Below are 18,643 nucleotides of genomic sequence, written 5' to 3' on the forward strand. Positions count from 1 at the left end.
TTTGAGATCGTAATCCTAAACCCCTAAATTTCGGGTTGCTATCAATATGGATTTTAATCCCGGGCGCTTCGTAAGTCTTAGGTGAAAAATAAAAAAAGGGCGTGGCTTGAACATGTTTGCTAGAAAAATAGAGTTGCACCGCATGGATGCCATAATCAACATCTTTTCTGCCATCTTCAGTAACAATAGGGGCATACCAATCTCGTATCCATTGCCCCGCAGCTAAAGCCCTCCCAAAAGAGCTGAACCATTTTAACGCTATTTTAGAGTTGATTTTATAATCCAGTTCAAAGCCTTGCGTATAACCGCTCATAAAATCCATGTTAGAAAGGTAACGCCCTAGTTTTAGGTGGAATTTATCGCCGTAAGAATAAAACAAATAGGAATTATACAAGACATAATTACGGGTGTGAGCGTCAGATTCTATGCGAGAGTCTTTCCAAGGAGCGTCGCCTAAATACCCCCACCAACGCCCTATGAAGAAAAAAAGTTCTGAGCCATAGACTTGATGCGTGGCTTGGTCTATGAGCGTTTTGGTAGAATCGTAAGCGAGCGCTCCTAAAATCCCGCCAACGCCTATTTTTAAGCTGTGTTTTTCAATGTTTTTAGGGAGCAGATTGGAATCCACTTGAAGCTTGATCGTGGCGGTTACAAAAGTGGCTGTGGGGAAAATCCCTTCTTTGGAATTGAGTTTGGAATGGTTAAACCCCACTTTAGAAAAGGATTCCGCTACCCCGCTAAATTTATAATCAAAAGCCAACAAAGGGCTTTGATTGTAAAGAATGGAAACAAACAATAGAGGTAATTTTTGAAATTTTAACACAGAATAACCTTTGTTTAATTTTCGCTCGTATCATATTCTAATTTTGTTAAAAAACCCATTAAAAATAAAAGTATTCAAATAATTATCTAAATATTATTCTTTTTTTGTCCCGCTTTCATTTTTTATCGGTTCAAAAGAATACCCTAAAGCCTGATAAATTTGATTGTGGTAACGGACTTGATTGTCTTCTAAACTTTCTTGAAAAGACTTTTTAAAATGCGGATCCAGTGTGTTTAAAAACACCTCTAGCCCAATTGCACTGGAATAATTCACCCAATCATGCCTTAAATCGCTCTCCAATAAGGAGGCGTATTCTATAAGCGTTTCATCGCTATTTTGTAAGGCATTGACAATGAATAAATTCTTTCTGTCTTTAGGCTGGGTGAGCAAGAGTAAAGAGAGGTTGAAATTGATTTGTGTGGAAAGGATTTTAAAGGGCTTGTATTCTAAAAGCCCTATTTGAGAAAGAATAAGGCCGCTTTTAGTGGTAGGGGTGTTTAAAATCAAAATAGAATTTTTAAAAAACGCATCGTTTTTTCTAAAATTTTTAGAAAAACTGGTGGCTTGCTTGTAAGAAATATTTTCTTGGTGTTTGACTTCAATGTTTAAAGACTCCGTGATTTGCCTCAAGCGTTCGCCTATTAGGCCGTCATCATCGTATTCAATCACGGGCGAATTAGGGTTAATGAAAGCCGTGAGCATGCCTAATTGCTCTTTATAGTCAATCCCCCCAAAATACAAGCGCTCGCTTAAAGAAGGCTCGGTATGATTTGCTAATTGCGCTTTATTCACCGTAGGCACATAAGTAGGGGTGCTGATGGTGGTGTTTTGGAGCAAATTTTCCACGCCTTCTTTAGTCAATAAGGCTATCACAAAAGGGAATTTTTCTTTTTCAATTTCTTTATAGGTTTGCTCTAATTTTTCAGGACTCTCTTCATCGCTGTCAAAGACTTGGATATTGAAATCGTTGTTTCTGGTGTTCAAATACGCTAAAAGGGTGTTCATCACCGAAATGGCATAACGCCCCACCACCTTTTTAGGCAGTAAAACCGCTAATTCAATCTTAGGCTCATAGCTTTCTTTAGCTGGAGTTTGAGAGGCGATAGATACGGGGTTGAGTTTGTTGAGTATGTCATGATAATAAGTTTTAAGGCTCTCATCTTGGTTGTTGTTATCGTATTGAGACACAAAAGAAAAGATTTGATTTTGCAACATCAAGTCTTTCAAGCATTCCAAAGAGCAAGGCTCTGTCTTAATGATTTGCTGGTGCGCTGGAGGCAGTGGGGAAAACAGATAGCTTTTAGCGTTCAAGCTTATCGCGCAAAAAGTTGAAACAATCAGCACAAAGCGTTTGAAAAATCTTTTTCTTAAGGCGTATGGCATTTTTTAATATCTTTTAAACTGAATTTCCTAAAATTTTATTATAGAATATTTAATAAGGGGACTGATTTTACCCCCACAACCCAACAAGAGAACTTTTTTCAAGGCGTGTGGGATCAAACGCGTTTTGAATACTCAAACCCTATAAAATCCTCATTACATGGACACAAAGCGAGAACCAAACCCCCCAACTTTAATTCCTTCAACCATTAAAGGATTGCATCATTGAATGGCACATGCTTTCATTTTTTGATTATCCCCTAGCGCCAATTATAGATATAAGGCCTTAAGCTAATGCAATAATCTCTAGTGCTTAATATATCCTTACGCATATCCCCTAATTGCCCAGACAACACTTCTTGCACTTTTCTTAAATTGTTAATCTCAGTGTTTTGCGCACTAATGATTTTTTTCAAGTCCCCTATCTCTTTAATCAAATCCGCATTACTGATCGCTTTATTGGCTTGCATTGAATCCGCGCTTAAAAAAGCCAACGCTACACACCAACTCACAACGATTTTTTTCACCACCACTCTCCTTTTTTATCCTCTCTCAACACTCAGCCATAGCTAAACAAAAGGGATCACCCCTTTTAATGAAAATAAAACTAAAGCCTGAAATTCTCCATTAAATTAAAGTTCATGTAGCGATAGATCTTGTCTTTTTGGCTCTCTAGCTTTTCGCTCACTAAATTCATGTATTCTTCTTTAGTGGGGATTCTCCCTAGTAAAGCACACGCCGCCCCAAGCTCCGCGCTACCTAAATACACTTTAGCCCCTCTACCCATGCGATTATCAAAATTGCGCGTGGAAGTAGAAAAAACGACCGCATTATCCCTAACCCTCGCTTGATTGCCCATGCACAAGCTACAGCCTGGGACTTCAGTCCTTGCCCCGGCAGCCCCAAAAATCGCATAATAGCCCTCATTAATAAGCTCTTGTTCGTCCATTTTACTGGGTGGCACTACCCAAAGGCGTGCTTGACTGGGAGGAGCGTTTTTAACGATTTCGCCAAAGGCTCTAAAATGCCCAATATTCGTCATGCAAGAGCCAATAAACACTTCATCAATAGCGTGGGGTCTTTTGCCGGTCGTATCCGCTAAAACTTCGCTCAAAGTAGCGACATCATCAGGGTCATTAGGGCATGCCAAAATAGGCTCAGTGATTTCTGACACATCAATTTCAATGACAGCGGCGTATTGAGCGTTACTATCTGGCTCTAACAACACCGGATTATCCACCCAAGCTTGCATTGCATCTCGGCGTTTTTTCAAAGTCTCTTTATCTTCATAACCGCTTGCAATCATCTCATCAATGAGCTTGATATTGGATTTCAAGTATTCAATCATCGGCTCTTTATTCAAACGCACCACGCAAGCAGCCGCGCTCCTTTCAGCGCTCGCATCGCTTAGTTCAAAAGCCTGCTCCATTTTAATATCAGGCAAGCCTTCAATCTCTAAAATACGCCCGTTAAAGACATTGATTTTACCCTTTTTCTCCACCGTGAGTAACCCTTTTTTAATGGCATAATAAGGGATCGCATTCACTAAATCCCTTAAGGTGATCCCAGGATTCATTTCCCCTTTAAAACGCACTAACACCGATTCTGGCATGTTCAATGGCATCGTGCCTGTAACCGCTGCAAAAGCGACTAACCCGCTCCCTGCCGGGAAACTAATGCCTAAAGGGAAACGGGTGTGGCTATCCCCCCCTGTGCCTAAAGTGTCAGGCAGTCCCATGCGATTCAGCCATGTATGGATCACGCCATCGCCCGGATGCAACGCCACACCGCCTCTTTGAGTGATAAAGCCAGGCAAGGTCGCATGCAAACTCACATCGCTAGGCTTTGGGTAAGCGGCGGTATGACAAAAACTCTGCAACACAAAAGGTGCATCAAATTTCAAACTCGCTAATTCTTTAACCTCATCTCTAGTCATCGCCCCTGTGGTGTCTTGACTGCCCACGGTGGTAACCTTTGGCTCACAATAAGTCCCAGGTAAGATCCCTTTTACCCCACAAGCATGCCCTACAATTTTTTGGGCTAAAGTGTAGCCTTTAGCGTCGCTTTTAGGAGCGGCTGGCTTTTTGAACGCTTCCGATTCGCCTAGCCCTAAAAATTTACGCGCTTTATTAGTCAAGCCCCTACCAATGATTAAAGGGATACGCCCAGAAGCCCTGACTTCATCTAATAAGGTTTCAGGCTCTAGTTTAAAAGTGCTAACCACCTTATCGTTCAGCGTGATTTCGCCTTTATAAGGGTAGATTTTAATAATATCGCCCTCTTTTAGATCCTTAACATCAGCCACAATAGGTAACGCCCCGCTATCTTCACAAGTCGCAAAGAAAATCGGAGCGATCACCCCTCCAATCACAATGCCCCCACTCCTTTTATTAGGCACAAAAGGAATGTCCTTACCAAAATGCCACATGATAGAGTTTGTCGCGCTTTTTCTAGAGCTTCCTGTGCCAACCACATCGCCCACATACGCTACAGGAACGCCTTTAGTTTTAATAGCTTCAATGCGTTGTTCGTAATTTTCAATCCGGTTTTTTAGCATGGCTTTGGCGTGTAAAGGAATATCGCTTCGTGTGAAAGCATCGCTCGCCGGGCTTAAATCATCGGTATTGGTTTCGCCATCAATCTTAAACACGCACGCTTCAATGCATTCATTCAAAGGCTCTTTATTCAAAAACCATTCGGCATTCGCCCAAGACTCTAACACTTCTTTAGCCAGAGCGTTAGTTTTACTCATTGCGGCGATCTTATCAAACGATCCATAGACTAAAAGAGTGGTTTTTAACGCTTTCGCGCTCTCTTTAGCGATGCTTTTGTCTTGACTCTCTAAGCCCATAATCAAAGGCTCTACATTATACCCCCCAAGCATCGTGCCTAAAAGAGTGGTCGCTTCTAAAGCGCTAATGTGTGCACATTCTAGTTTTTTTTGAGACAATTTGGCTAAAAATTCCGCTTTCACTTTCGCCCCCTCATCAACCCCAGGGCTTACTCTGTGAATGAGTAATTCTTTAGCGAAAGCGGCGTTTGTAGGATCTTTTGTTAAAATCTCAACAACGGCTTGAACTTGTTTAGCGCTTAAGGGGAGTGGTGGGATATTCTCACTTTCTCTTTCTGAAACGCTTTTTTTGTAATCTTCTAAAAAATCTTTCATCATTTCTCCTTTTTAAATAGCATTATTTACTAATGCCCTAATCATTTGCCCCATGATAACAAAACTCTTTTTACTTTTAGTTAAGTTGTAAGAAACTTTAGCTACCATGCGATACAAAAAAGGATTTTAAGTGCGTTTTGGTAAAATTGATTATTTGAACATGCTCCCTTTTGATGTGTTCATCAAATCCTACCCCACCCCTTGTTATTTCAAACAATTTTTACGGCTTAAAAAAACCTACCCTTCCAAACTCAATGAGAGTTTTTTATTCAGGCGTATTGATGCGGGGTTTATTTCTTCTATCGCCGGCCATTCATTCGCTCTCCATTCCCATTCTCTAGGCATTGTGGCTTATAAGGAAGTTTTAAGCGTGCTGGTTGTAGATACAAAAAACGCTTTTGACAAAGAAAGCGCTTCTTCAAACGCCCTCTCTCAAGTGTTAGGGTTAAAGGGCGAAGTGTTAATCGGCAATAAAGCGCTGCAGTTTTATTATTCCAACCCCAAAAAAGATTTTATAGATTTAGCCGCTCTTTGGTATGAAAAAAAACGCTTACCGTTTGTTTTTGGGCGTTTGTGTTATTATCAAAACAAGGATTTTTACAAGCGCTTGTCTTTAGCTTTCAAACATCAAAAAACAAAAATCCCTTACTACATCCTTAAAGAAGCCGCTTTAAAAACCAACTTGAAACGACAAGATATTTTAAACTACTTGCAAAAAATTTACTACACTTTAGGCAAAAAGGAACAATCAGGCTTAAAAGCGTTCTATCGTGAATTGTTATTCAAACGCATCCAAAAACCCAAGCGTTTTTAGTGATTCGCTGAGTGAGAATGTAGGCTTAAAATTTAGAAAGGGTGTTTTTAAGCAAGATTAGGTTACAATCACAAGTTTTATTAAATATTAATTAATTAAGAAGGGATCATGCAAGCAAAGATAAAAAACAAACGGGTTTTGGTGAAATTTTCTGGGGAAGCGTTAGCTGGGGACAACCAGTTTGGGATTGACATTCATGTGTTAGATCACATCGCTAAAGAGATCAAAAGTTTAGTGGAAAACGATATTGAAGTGGGTATTGTGATTGGTGGAGGCAATATCATTAGGGGGGTTAGCGCGGCTCAAGGGGGGATTATCAGGCGCACCAGTGGGGATTATATGGGCATGTTAGCCACCGTGATTAATGCGGTAGCGATGCAAGAAGCTTTAGAGCATATCGGCTTAGACACAAGAGTGCAGAGCGCGATTGAAATCAAAGAGATTTGTGAAAGTTACATTTACAGAAAAGCGATCAGGCATTTAGAAAAGGGTAGGGTGGTGATTTTTGGTGCAGGCACGGGAAACCCGTTTTTTACTACGGATACGGCGGCCACTTTAAGAGCGATTGAAATTGGATCGGATCTAATCATTAAAGCGACTAAAGTGGATGGCATTTACGATAAAGACCCTAACAAATTTAAAGACGCTAAAAAATTAGACACTTTAAGCTATAACGACGCTTTGATAGGGGATATTGAAGTGATGGACGATACCGCTATTTCTTTAGCTAAAGACAATAAGCTCCCCATTGTGGTGTGTAACATGTTCAAAAAAGGGAATTTATTGCAAGTGATTAAGCACCAACAAGGCGTGTTTTCTATGGTAAAATAAGCCCTTTAAAATTTGATAGAGCTCAAAATAAAAGGATCAATTTGAAAAAAGAGAGAACAGAGAGTTTAGTCGCTCAAGCCTTAAAAAATATTGGGAACGACCGCTACATGTTAGATAATTTAGTTTTCGCTCGTGTGAAGCAATTAAACGCCGGAGCCAAAACTTTAGTGAATATGGACCCTAAACGCCATAAATTAGTGGATATTGCCATTAGAGAAATCGCTGAAGGGAAAATTGATATAGACAGGATAGATGAACGAAATTGATAAATCCGTTGATATCGGATTCTTACGGATTTTGGATGTTATTAAAAAAGTTACGACCCCAAAGGGTGGCATTGAAATCTTAAGGACTTTAATTGATTCCACGCCCAAAATTGAAAACGCCCTAAATTTAGCGACCAAAAGCCATAAGGGGCAATACAGAAAAAGCGGCGAGCCTTATATTGTCCATCCTATTTGTGTGGCAAGCTTGGTAGCGTTTTGTGGGGGCGATGAGGCGATGGTGTGCGCTGCGCTTTTGCATGATGTGGTAGAAGACACGCCCTGTAAGATTGAAACGATTGAGCAAGAATTTGGGCAAGATGTGGCTAATTTAGTGGATGCGCTCACTAAAATCACTGAAATCAGGAAAGAAGAGTTAGGGGTGAGCTCTCAAGATCCCAGAATGGTGGTTTCAGCGCTCACTTTTAGAAAGATTTTAATTAGCGCGATACAAGATCCAAGAGCCTTAGTGGTAAAGATTAGCGACAGGTTGCACAACATGCTCACCTTAGACGCCTTGCCTCATGACAAGCAGGTGCGTATTTCTAAAGAAACTCTAGCGGTTTATGCCCCCATAGCGAGCCGATTGGGCATGTCTTCAATCAAAAATGAATTAGAAGACAAGAGCTTTTATTATATTTATCCAGAAGAATATAAAAATATCAAGGAATATTTGCACAAAAACAAGCAGTCTTTACTCTTAAAACTCAACGCTTTTGCGAGCAAGTTAGAAAAAAAACTTTTTGATAGCGGGTTTAGCCATTCGGATTTTAAACTTGTTACAAGGGTGAAACGCCCCTATTCTATCTATCTTAAGATGCAACGAAAGGGCGCGGTTAATATTGATGAAATTTTGGACTTGTTAGCCATTAGGATTTTATTGAAAAACCCGATTGATTGTTATAAAGTTTTAGGGATTATCCATTTGAATTTCAAACCCATTGTTTCTCGTTTTAAAGATTACATCGCTTTACCGAAAGAAAATGGCTATAAGACGATACACACGACCATTTTTGATGAATCTTCTGTTTATGAAGTGCAGATCCGCACCTTTGATATGCATATGGGGGCGGAGTATGGTAATTCAGCCCACTGGAAGTATAAAGCTGGGGGCGTGGATCATGAAGATCACCATGAGGGCATGCGGTGGTTGCAAAATTTTAAATACCATGACAGCGATCTAAAAAACGACCCTAAGGAATTTTACGAACTCGCTAAGAACGATTTGTATCGTGAAGATATTGTCGTTTTTTCGCCTCATGGGGACACTTACACCTTACCGGTAGGAGCGATTGCTTTAGATTTTGCTTACATGGTGCATAGCGATTTGGGCGATAAAGCCACGGACGCTTATATCAATAGTAAAAAAGCCTTACTCAACCAGGAATTAAGGAGTGGGGATGTGGTTAAAATCGTTAAAGGCGATAAAATAATACCTCGTTTCATTTGGATGGATCAGCTTAAAACTTCTAAGGCTAAAAACCATTTGCGCATCCAAAGAAGAAACCGCTTGAAAGAAATTGACACTAAGAGCATGATTAATATCTTAGCGACTTTTTTTGGGCGCTCTGTTTTTGAAGATGTGGGTTTAAAAGATTATAAAAACTTTGAAGAAAAATTAACAGATTGCGGGGTGGAGATTACCTTAACAGAAGCGATGAAAAGCTTTGAAAATTTAGCCAAGCTCACTGAAGAAATTGAAAATAAAGTATTTTCTTTAAAAGAAGATGCGATTTTAGAATACCAAGAGATGAGTTTATGGACTCGAGGTTTAAGGTATTTGGGTTTTAAAACCAATGTCTTGAATTTTTTAACCCCCAATCGGCAGTGGCAGTGTAAGGAATTAGAACATTTTAGCGTTTGTTCAAGCAACGCTTTAGAAATCAAACAGGTGTTGTTGAATGATTGTTGTTACCCTAAATACGGCGATGAAATCATTGCGATTGTAACGGATTTGAAAGATCCAAAGGCGGTTGCACACCATAAATTTTGCAAAAAAGCGATGGCGGAAGTGGACGCTAAAGCGCCTATGGTTTATATAGAATGGCACAAACGGGATCGAACGATTTATAAAATGATGTTTTATTTAGGCGAAAAAAAGTCGGTTTTAGCGGGTTTGTTAACTTTTTTAAACAGGAATGAATGCAATATTGTGGGCGTGTCTTATTTGGGCTATAAAGACAAATATTCTAGCCATTGCGAAGTGAGTTTTGAAATAGCCACGGATAAGGCGGATTGGATCAGAGCCTTAATCAATCGCAAATATCAAGATAGGATTGTAGAATTATCCAGTCTAGATGACGCTTATGAGTCATAATAAGCCCTAATTAAGGAATAAACATGGAACAAAAAATCAGTACCGCCTTAAAAGAGATCAAAAGAGGCGCTAATGAAATCATTGGATTAGAATATATTGAAAAGCTGGTGAGAAAATATTACGAAACCAATGAACGCTTTATCGTTAAAGCCGGGTTTGATCCTACCGCTCCCGATTTGCATTTAGGGCATACGGTATTGATCCAAAAATTAGCTTTATTGCAACAATATGGGGCTAGGGTCAAGTTTTTGATTGGGGATTTTACCGCTATGATAGGCGATCCTACAGGGAAAAATGAAACGAGAAAACCCTTAAACCGGGAGCAAGTCTTAGAAAACGCTAAAACTTATGAAGAGCAAATCTATAAAATTTTAGATCAAAAACACACCGAAGTGTGCTTTAATTCCACTTGGTTGGATGCTTTAGGCACAAAGGGCATGATAGAATTGTGCGCGAAGTTTTCAGTCGCTAGAATGCTAGAAAGGGACGATTTTGCTAAACGCTATAAAGAAAACCGCCCCATTAGCATCGTGGAATTTTTATACCCTTTGTTGCAGGGCTATGATTCAGTGGCGATGGATGCGGATATTGAGCTTGGGGGCAATGATCAAAAGTTTAATTTGCTAGTGGGGCGCTTTTTGCAACGGGCTTACGGCTTGAATAAAGAGCAATCTATCATCACCATGCCTTTATTAGAGGGGCTTGATGGGGTGCAAAAAATGAGTAAAAGCTTGGGGAATTATGTGGGGATCACTGAAGAGCCTAATGCGATGTTTGGAAAGATCATGAGCGTGAGCGATGATCTCATGTGGCGCTATTACACCCTTTTGAGCGCTAAGACTTTAGAAGAAATTGAAGACTTAAAACATGGCATTTTAAACCAAACCTTGCACCCTAAAGCCGTTAAAGAAGATCTCGCTAGTGAAATCGTGGCTCGTTATTATGATAATGAACAAGCATTCAAGGCTAAAGAGCAATTTTCTAAAGTGTTTAGCGCAAACCTTTTGCCCGAAATTTTATCAGAGAGCGATTTTGATGAAGGGGTTGGGGTTTTAGATGTTTTAAAACAGATTGGCTTTTGCCCATCCACTTCACAAGCCAGGCGTGATATTCAAGGAGGAGGGGTAAAGATTAATCAAGAAGTGATAAAAAATGAGAGTTATCGTTTTGTTAAAGGAAATTATGTTATACAGCTTGGTAAGAAAAGATTTATGAAATTAAATATTAACTAATATTAAGGAAAGAGCTATGGTATCAACACTCAAACCGCTAAAAATCGGTAAGCACACCATAAAATTCCCTATCTTTCAAGGGGGAATGGGTGTGGGGATTAGCTGGGATGAACTAGCTGGAAATGTTGCCAAAGAAGGGGCTTTAGGAGTGATTTCAGCCGTAGGGACTGGTTATTATAAAAACATGCGTTTTGTAGAAAGGATTGTGGCTAAAAAACCCTTTGAAGCTTTGAATTTTTACTCCAAAAAAGCGTTGAATGAGATTTTTGCAAACGCTAGGAAGATTTGCGGGAACAACCCTTTAGGAGCGAATATTTTATACGCTATCAATGACTATGGCCGTGTTTTAAGGGACTCTTGTGAAGCGGGGGCGAATATCATTATTACAGGGGCTGGTTTGCCCACCAACATGCCTGAATTCGCTAAGGATTTTAGCGATGTGGCGCTCATCCCTATTATTTCTTCAGCGAAGGCTTTAAAAATCCTTTGTAAAAGATGGAGCGATCGCTATAAAAGAATCCCGGACGCGTTTATTGTGGAAGGGCCTTTGAGTGGGGGGCATCAGGGCTTTAAATACGAAGATTGTTTTAAAGAAGAATTCCGATTAGAAAACTTAGTGCCTAAAGTCGTGGAAGCTTCTAAAGAATGGGGGAATATCCCTATCATCGCCGCTGGGGGGATTTGGGATAGGAAGGATATAGACACCATGTTGAGTCTTGGAGCGAGTGGGGTGCAAATGGCGACTCGTTTTTTAGGCACGAAAGAATGCGACGCTAAAGCGTATGCCGATCTTTTGCCCACGCTTAAAAAAGAAGATATTTTACTCATTAAATCGCCTGTAGGTTATCCGGCTAGGGCTATTAATACGGGGGTGATCAAACGCATTGAAGAGGGTAACGCGCCCAAAATCGCATGCGTGAGCAATTGTGTAGCGCCTTGTAACAGAGGTGAAGAGGCTAAAAAGGTGGGCTATTGTATCGCTGATGGTTTGGGGCGCAGTTATTTAGGGAACAGAGAAGAGGGGCTTTATTTTACCGGGGCTAATGGCTATAGAGTGGATAAGATTATCAGCGTGCATGAATTGATTAAAGAGCTTACAGAGGGTTAATTTGTAGTGCTTGTGAGGTTAGGGGTTGTTGCATGTCTTTTTTGGTTGCATTTTGCTTATGCTACAACCCTTAAAATTACCAACATTGTGCCTTTTGGCTCTAGCAGCGTTAAAATTCTGTTCAATCAAGAAATTAAGAAATTCAAAGAAGTTCCGCTTAAAAATTTCAAGAGTTATTTGGAATTAGAGGCCGTTTTAACCATTCCTAAAAAGCATTACCAATTTTCCAAGCAATCTTTTATCACGATCGCGCAATTCAGCCCTAAATTAGCGCGAGTGGTTATCGGCTATGCTCCTAAGATGACTTATGAGATTAAAATCCTTAAAGACAAACTCTATGTTTCTATCGTGGAGAAAAAGCCATTAGCTAGGCATCAAATGGTGCTAAAACCACCCAAACACCATGCACTCAAACACACAACGCCAAAACCCACCCCTAAGCCCATTAAAAAAGAGGCTAAAGAGGCTAAAGAAAAAACGCCAACTAAGCGTGCACGCTCAAAACATGCGCATTCTCCATTGAACGAAAGGAGCGCTAAAAAAGAAATTCCTAAAAAAGAAATTCCTAAAAAAGAAGCGGAAAATGAGAGTAAGAACCAAGTCTTTATAGCAGAAAAAAATGATACTTTCATCAAAACCAAACGCAAAAAACACAAAAAGATCGTTTTAGACGCCGGGCATGGGGGGAAAGATTGCGGGGCGATGAGCGCGAATTTGGTGTGTGAAAAAGACATTGTTTTAGAAGTGGTGAAGTTTTTGCATAAAGAGCTTAAAAAAAGAGGCTATAGCGTTTTATTGACAAGGGATAAGGATGTTTATATTGATTTAGTGGCTCGCACGGAATTAGCCAATAGAAAAAGCGCGGATTTATTCATCTCAGTGCATGCCAATTCCATCCCCAAACATTCCACTTCTAACGCTCATGGCATAGAAACTTATTTTTTATCCACCGCAAGGAGCGAAAGGGCTAGGAAAGTGGCTGAGCAAGAAAATAAAGACGATGTGAATTTGATGGATTATTTTTCTAAAAGTTTGCTTTTAAATTCATTGAACACGCAGCGACTGATTGTTTCTAACAAACTGGCGATTGATGTGCAATACGGCATGCTCCAAAGTGTCCGCAAAAATTACCCTGATGTGGTGGATGGGGGTGTTAGGGAGGGGCCTTTTTGGGTGTTAGCCGGGGCTTTAATGCCTTCAATTTTAATAGAAATTGGTTATAATTCCCATGCGATAGAATCTAAACGCATCCAAAGCAAACCGTATCAAAAGATCTTGGCTAAGGGCATTGCTGATGGCATTGATAGTTTCTTCAGCAAGAATGATTAGGCAATGATTAGGTTGTAGATGAATTTTTATCAAAAAATATACACGCATAAAGTCGTTTTTTCTTCATTGTTTTTTTTGTTGTTTTTGTTCAATGTGGAAACTTTGTTGCTTTCGCATTTCAGCGATGATTTTTCGCAATTGTTTTTTTTGTTTGAAAACCATGTTTATGATTTCATTGTCAAATTAGATTACTTGGGGCTAATAGGCGTTTCTTTAATTTATCTGCTTGTGCTTATTCTAAAGCCTTTCACCCTCACGCGCCAAAAATGCGCTTGCGTAGGGATATTATGCCTTTCTTTCTACGCTTGGAATTTTCCTGTTAAACATTCTTTAATCGTGCTTTATCTTTTCTATTTTGCGCTGTTAGCGACTTTATTGTGGCGTTTTTTAGGGGCTAGCATGAAACAATCCTTCTTGCCGTCTATGAATATTTGCATCGTGTGGGTTTTTGCTTCTTCTTTACAGAGTTTTAGATTTTTAAGCGTGTCCGATTGCGTGGATTTTTCCCTTTTTACACTCGCTCTTATTTTATTGATACTGGTTTTAATCTATCACAAACGCCTTTTTGGGTTGTATGAATACGCTAACACGCTTATTTTGATTGTGGGGCTTAGCGTGGTGGTGCTGTGTTCTAGCATGTTCATTCAAACCAAAGAATACTATGGCATGCGGTTGGGTTTTTACTTTTTAGGCTTGTTAGGGTGGCTTTTAGAATACATCCATAACACTTTAAGGCGTTTGGAGCATAAGATTTAAAGGCTTGGCCCTCATTCAATAGGGATAGCTAAAGTTTTTTGAGTGTCTTTGATTGAGTGTCTTTTTGGGGCTTAAAAGCGGGTTTAAGAAATCTTAAAGAGGTTTGATGATTTTTTGTTTTTGGCGTTCTTGCTCTAGTTTAGCCACTTGAGCGAAGACAATCGCCACCGCTTCAAACAATTCTTCTGGTATGGCAGCGTTTAATTTCACATCTCTATAAAGCTCTCTAGCGAGCGTTTTATTTTCTATAATTTCTATGTCATGCTCTCTAGCGATGCCCTTAATCCTAATGGCTAAATAATCCGTGCCTTTAGCCACCACCACAGGCACAGGGTGTTCTTCATCAAATTGAAGAGCGACGGCATAATGGGTAGGGTTAGTAACCACGACATTGGCTTTAGGGATTTCTTGCATCATTTTATTCGTGGCGTTTTTTACCATCATCTGGCGGATTTTGGCTTTGATTTCTGGGTTTCCTTCTTGCTGTTTGTATTCGTCCTTAACTTCTTGTTTAGTCATTTTTAAAGAGTTGGTGTATTGGCGGCGTTTGATGACTAAATCCACAAAAGCCAAGACAAAAAATAAAAACAAGAGCGAAGAAATGAGTAATAACGCCTTATTTTTAAACCACAATAACTGGCCTTGCAAATTCAAAAGAGCCGCATGGTTTAATTCCCCTAAAAATAAGGAAAAGATGAAAAACCCCAGGAAAAAAGCTAAAAAAACTTTTAAGGTGATCAAACTCCCATCAAGGAGCTTTTTTAAAGAAAAAAGGTTTTTGACGCCATTGATAGGGTTGATTTTAGAAAATTTAGGCTCAATGACTTTAGGGGCAAAGAGCCAGCCAAATTGCAAGACATTGGATAAAAACGCCACCACCATTAAAATGATTAAAAGGGGTAAAAGCAATAAAAAAGTGTCTTTAGCCAGCTGGTTAAACAGCTCTTGAACGCTTTCTTTATTGAAATCTAGGGAAAAATCTTTCAACACATGGCGATACATTTCGCTAAAGCCATCCACCCACCATATGAAAAAAACAAAAATACTCATTAGCCCGGCCAATAACCCCAAAACCCCCACCACTTCCATGCTCTTAGGCACATTGCCTTCTTCTCTGGCTTTTTGGATTTTTTTCGCGCTAGGGAGTTCGGTTTTTTCTTCTTCAGCCATTGGCCCTCTCTTTTAAAATTTGAACGGCTAATTCATAGTCTTTTAAGGTGTTGAGGTTTAAAAATTCTTCTTCTTTGTCAAAATGGATAGCGATAGAAGAGGTATTTTTCACAAGATCGCTCAAGCGATAATTTTGCGTTTTAAGAGCGTAAAAAAGAGCGTTAAGGCTATTTTGATGCCACAGAGAAATTAAATAATGTTCTTTTGTGGGGCTTTTAGCATAGATTACGCTAAAATTTTTAATCCCACAAAGAGCCTTGATGCTCTCAAAGGACACTAAAGGCGTATCTATAGGGATAAAAAAAATATAAGGGGTTTGCAGCGTTAAAAAAGCGTTATGAATGCCAAAAAGGGGTGAAAAAAGATCGCTCTCTTTTTCTAAAAGGTAGGGAGCGTTTAGTTCATACGATTTTTTAGCGCTGATAATGACTTTTTTGAAAAGTTTTAAAAGGTGCGTGTATTGGTATTCTAAAAGGCTAGAATACGATTTTAAAGGCGCAAGAGCCTTATTAATTTGAACGCCATTAATGATAAAACGAGAGCTTTTGCCCCCAGCCAGTAAAACGCAAGGAATGTTATCAATGATAGGGTTTTTCAAAAGATCTATCCTTGTTTAATGTTGTTAAGTCATTGTTTTATTATGTTACACTAAAAGCTTAAATAAAAGGGCATAAGGGAAAAGGGAGTGTTAGTAGATAGTTTTAATAGGGTTATTGACTATATTAGGGTGTCTGTAACCAAGCAATGTAATTTCAGGTGTCAGTATTGCATGCCTGCTACGCCATTAAATTTTTTTGATGATGAAGAATTATTGCCTTTGGATAATGTTTTAGAATTTCTTAAAATCGCCATTGATGAGGGCGTTAAAAAAATTAGAATCACGGGTGGGGAGCCGCTATTACGCAAGGGTTTAGACGAATTTATCGCTAAATTGCACGCTTACAATAAAGAAGTAGCGTTAGTTTTAAGCACTAATGGTTTTTTACTCAAAAAAATGGCTAAGGATTTAAAAAATGCCGGGTTATCACGAGTGAATGTTTCATTAGATTCTTTAAAAAGCGATAGGGTTTTAAAAATCTCTCAAAAAGACGCTCTTAAAAATACTCTAGAAGGGATTGAAGAGTCCTTGAAAGTGGGTTTAAAACTTAAATTAAACACGGTTGTGATGAAAAGCGTTAATGATGATGAAATCTTAGAGCTTTTAGAATACGCAAAAAACAGGCATATACAAATCCGCTACATTGAATTTATGGAAAATACGCATGCTAAAAGTTTGGTTAAAGGCTTGAAAGAGGAAGAAATATTAGATTTGATCGCTCAAAAATATCAAATCATTGCGACAGAAAAACCCAAACAAGGGTCTTCTAAAATCTACACGCTAGAAAATGGCTATCAATTTGGTATTATCGCCCCGCATAGCGATGATTTTTGCCAATCTTGCAATCGTATCCGTTTGGCTTCTGATGGCAAGATTTGCCCATGTTTATACTATCAAGACGCCATAGACGCTAAAGAGGCAATCATGAATAAGGATACAAAAATGATGAAAAGGCTTTTAAAACAATCTGTCATCAATAAACCAGAAAAAAACATGTGGAATGATAAAAACAGCGAAACTCCCACAAGGGCGTTTTACTACACAGGGGGGTAGGGAAAATATTTATTATTTTAAACCTTTTTATTAAAAATAAGGCGGTTTGTTTAGGATTTTTGGTTATAGTGGCTAGGATCAAACAATAAGGAGGTCTTTATGGAAAAAGTCCTAGCGTTTTTTAGTCCTAGTCTTTTATTTCTAGCTTTTCTGGGGGGGGGGTTACTTATAGGCCTACCCTAAACCTTTTAAAATCCCCAAAATCTCTCGCTTTTTTAAAACTCTCTTTTTTGGAGTTGAATCATGAAAAAAGATCGAGAAAAAAACAAAAATACAACAACATTACAGATTTAACCATCATGGGTTCAACTGCTGAAGAAAGTGCACTTCATGCTAGCGCCAATAGGGAGCATTTTTCTGCCTGGGATAGATTAGAAGAGATCTCAAAAAGGAAGATAAACCCTAACTATACTAAACAAAATATCAACCAACAGGCGGGGTATTCTGCTGAAATCAAAGAGCAAGCCCATGTTAATGCACATAATATCCTTGCAGGAAAAATGGGAAGGTTGCGTCAGTATGATGATCTTTCTAGTGAGCAAAAGGCTCAGGTTAAAAAGCTTTTCCCAAACTATGCCACGCCCAGTAAGAACCACGAACTCGTGGATTATATCAGTGTGGATGAAAAGGGGAATGTCATTCCTGGCACGGCTGTGCAGAGTAAATTTGTGGGCAGAAATGGTGAAGAGTGTTTTAAAAAACTCTTATCTAAAGACTATGAAAAATACTTTGAAAACGGTGCGAAGATGAAAATCGCTAGGAATCATTATGGGGATTTTCAAAGAGCGGTCAATACTAGGATCAAGAGCCTAGAATCTCAAATCGCTAAACAAAAGGGGCTTGGCGATTTTCAAAAAGCCGCTCATTTAGAGGAAAAACTCCAAAAATGCAAAACAATCAAAGCCCATACAAGGCCTGCGAGTGCCACTAAAGCAGAGGCGATTGAAGCCAGATTGAACCCAAAACTCTCCACTGCCAAAGATGTTGCCAGCATTTCGCATCAAGCAGGAATGAACGCCGCACAAACCGGTGCGTTGATAGGTGGTGGGGTCTCAGCAATAACAAATATCTATGAATGTATCGCAAATGGCAAGGATCCTATGAAGGCGATCAAGCACACCGCCATTGCTACCCTAAAGGGTGGAGCGCTTAGTTATGGTAGCGCGTTTGCAAGCTCATCTTTGGGAGGTTTGATGCAAAGCAGCGCTAATAAAATCATCCAAAGCCTTGGCAAGGGTTCATTGCCTGCAATGTTTGTGGGTGTTTGTGTGGCAAATACCACGATATTAGGTCGCTATCTTTCTGGAAAGATTGATGGAACAGAGCTTCTTAAACAGCTTGGGAAAGCTAACACCACTCTTGTAAGTAGTGGGGCTATGGCAGTTGCTGGGCAAGCGCTCATACCCATTCCTGTAGTTGGGGCTCTGATTGGGGGTCTTGTGGGCGCAGTGTTGAGTGAAACTTGTTTAAACGCCCTTCTAAAGGCTCGTGAAGAGGCTAAATTGGCGCGCCAAAGGCGTATTGAGATTGAAAAAGAATGCCGTGAAATCATCAAGCACTTAGAGGCGTATCAAAATCAATTTAAGGAGGTGTTTGAGAAATATTTTCATGAAACTACAAAGTTTTTCAATCAGAGTTTTAATGAGCTTGAGAGGGCGTCTTATGCTGGCGATGCGGATTTGGCTATAGCAGTCAATAACAAATCCCGAGAATGGTTGGGTCAAAAGGCGTTATTTGATAATAAACAAGAAGGTTGGGAACTCATTACTAGCAATAAAAACATAAGAATGTAAAGGAGAAAAA

Annotated in this window: 14 protein-coding genes and 2 pseudogenes; 10 read left to right on the top strand and 6 right to left on the bottom strand. The window is 39.5% G+C overall.

Features of this window, described 5'->3' with window-relative positions:
• The 4 genes and pseudogenes from hofE to acnB all read right to left on the bottom strand — a co-directional run.
• Positions 1–823, bottom strand: a pseudogene (gene hofE / locus QT74_RS01220) (outer membrane beta-barrel protein HofE); the annotation flags it as partial.
• A 93-nt stretch (positions 824–916) separates the two neighbouring features.
• Complete coding sequence (locus tag QT74_RS01225) at positions 917–2,206, bottom strand: DDE transposase (protein WP_033764010.1); 1,290 nt, start codon at positions 2,204–2,206, stop codon at positions 917–919.
• Positions 2,207–2,463: 257 nt separating this feature from the next.
• The gene (locus QT74_RS01230) at positions 2,464–2,730 is read right to left on the bottom strand and encodes a hypothetical protein (RefSeq protein ID WP_033764153.1); all 267 of its coding nucleotides are present in this window, start codon (positions 2,728–2,730) and stop codon (positions 2,464–2,466) included.
• An 80-nt stretch (positions 2,731–2,810) separates the two neighbouring features.
• A complete protein-coding gene (gene acnB, locus QT74_RS01235) occupies positions 2,811–5,369 on the bottom strand; it encodes a bifunctional aconitate hydratase 2/2-methylisocitrate dehydratase (RefSeq protein ID WP_033764012.1) in 2,559 nt (852 codons plus the stop codon).
• A 130-nt stretch (positions 5,370–5,499) separates the two neighbouring features.
• Between acnB and QT74_RS01240 the strand changes: the two genes are divergently transcribed.
• The 8 genes from QT74_RS01240 to QT74_RS01275 all read left to right on the top strand — a co-directional run bounded on the left by QT74_RS01240 (position 5,500) and on the right by QT74_RS01275 (position 14,019).
• Positions 5,500–6,183 (top strand): MqnA/MqnD/SBP family protein, encoded by a 684-nt coding sequence (locus QT74_RS01240; protein WP_033764014.1) that lies wholly within the window; start codon positions 5,500–5,502, stop codon positions 6,181–6,183.
• A 108-nt stretch (positions 6,184–6,291) separates the two neighbouring features.
• Positions 6,292–7,014, top strand: coding sequence for a UMP kinase (pyrH, locus tag QT74_RS01245; RefSeq protein WP_001148056.1), 723 nt, complete (start codon positions 6,292–6,294; stop codon positions 7,012–7,014).
• Positions 7,015–7,055: 41 nt separating this feature from the next.
• Entirely contained in the window at positions 7,056–7,280 is a 225-nt protein-coding gene (locus QT74_RS01250; RefSeq protein ID WP_000712202.1) for a DNA-directed RNA polymerase subunit omega, read from the top strand.
• A complete protein-coding gene (locus tag QT74_RS01255; RefSeq protein WP_033764016.1) occupies positions 7,267–9,594 on the top strand; it encodes a RelA/SpoT family protein in 2,328 nt (775 codons plus the stop codon). Before QT74_RS01250 ends, QT74_RS01255 begins: the two co-directional genes overlap by 14 nt.
• 23 nt (positions 9,595–9,617) lie before the next feature.
• Positions 9,618–10,826 carry a tyrosine--tRNA ligase gene (gene tyrS / locus QT74_RS01260; protein ID WP_033764018.1) on the top strand — a complete coding sequence of 403 codons (1,209 nt, stop codon included), beginning with the start codon at positions 9,618–9,620 and terminating at the stop codon, positions 10,824–10,826.
• Positions 10,827–10,842: 16 nt separating this feature from the next.
• Positions 10,843–11,934 (top strand): decanoate oxidase/trans-2-decenoyl-[acyl-carrier protein] isomerase FabX, encoded by a 1,092-nt coding sequence (gene fabX / locus QT74_RS01265; protein ID WP_000255243.1) that lies wholly within the window; start codon positions 10,843–10,845, stop codon positions 11,932–11,934.
• A 6-nt stretch (positions 11,935–11,940) separates the two neighbouring features.
• The gene (locus tag QT74_RS01270; RefSeq protein WP_033764020.1) at positions 11,941–13,263 is read left to right on the top strand and encodes an N-acetylmuramoyl-L-alanine amidase family protein; all 1,323 of its coding nucleotides are present in this window, start codon (positions 11,941–11,943) and stop codon (positions 13,261–13,263) included.
• An 18-nt stretch (positions 13,264–13,281) separates the two neighbouring features.
• The gene (locus QT74_RS01275; RefSeq protein ID WP_033764022.1) at positions 13,282–14,019 is read left to right on the top strand and encodes a hypothetical protein; all 738 of its coding nucleotides are present in this window, start codon (positions 13,282–13,284) and stop codon (positions 14,017–14,019) included.
• Between the two features lie 93 nt (positions 14,020–14,112).
• Here the strand turns inward: QT74_RS01275 and flhB are convergent, their stop codons facing one another.
• Together flhB and mobA are read right to left on the bottom strand one after the other, a co-directional pair.
• Positions 14,113–15,189 carry a flagellar biosynthesis protein FlhB gene (flhB, locus tag QT74_RS01280; protein ID WP_033764024.1) on the bottom strand — a complete coding sequence of 359 codons (1,077 nt, stop codon included), beginning with the start codon at positions 15,187–15,189 and terminating at the stop codon, positions 14,113–14,115.
• Complete coding sequence (gene mobA / locus QT74_RS01285; RefSeq protein ID WP_033764027.1) at positions 15,182–15,787, bottom strand: molybdenum cofactor guanylyltransferase MobA; 606 nt, start codon at positions 15,785–15,787, stop codon at positions 15,182–15,184. The genes flhB and mobA overlap by 8 nt, the downstream gene beginning before the upstream one ends.
• Before the next feature lie 87 nt (positions 15,788–15,874).
• Here mobA and moaA point away from each other — a divergent pair, with 87 nt between their 5' ends.
• Entirely contained in the window at positions 15,875–16,840 is a 966-nt protein-coding gene (moaA, locus tag QT74_RS01290) for a GTP 3',8-cyclase MoaA (protein ID WP_033764029.1), read from the top strand.
• Positions 16,841–17,083: 243 nt separating this feature from the next.
• Positions 17,084–18,633: pseudogene (locus QT74_RS01295) on the top strand (hypothetical protein).
• The last annotated feature ends 10 nt before the right edge of the window (positions 18,634–18,643 follow it).

The sequence above is a fragment of the Helicobacter pylori SA213A genome (genome assembly GCF_000476275.1).
GTDB classification, from domain to species: Bacteria; Campylobacterota; Campylobacteria; order Campylobacterales; family Helicobacteraceae; genus Helicobacter; species Helicobacter pylori_CL.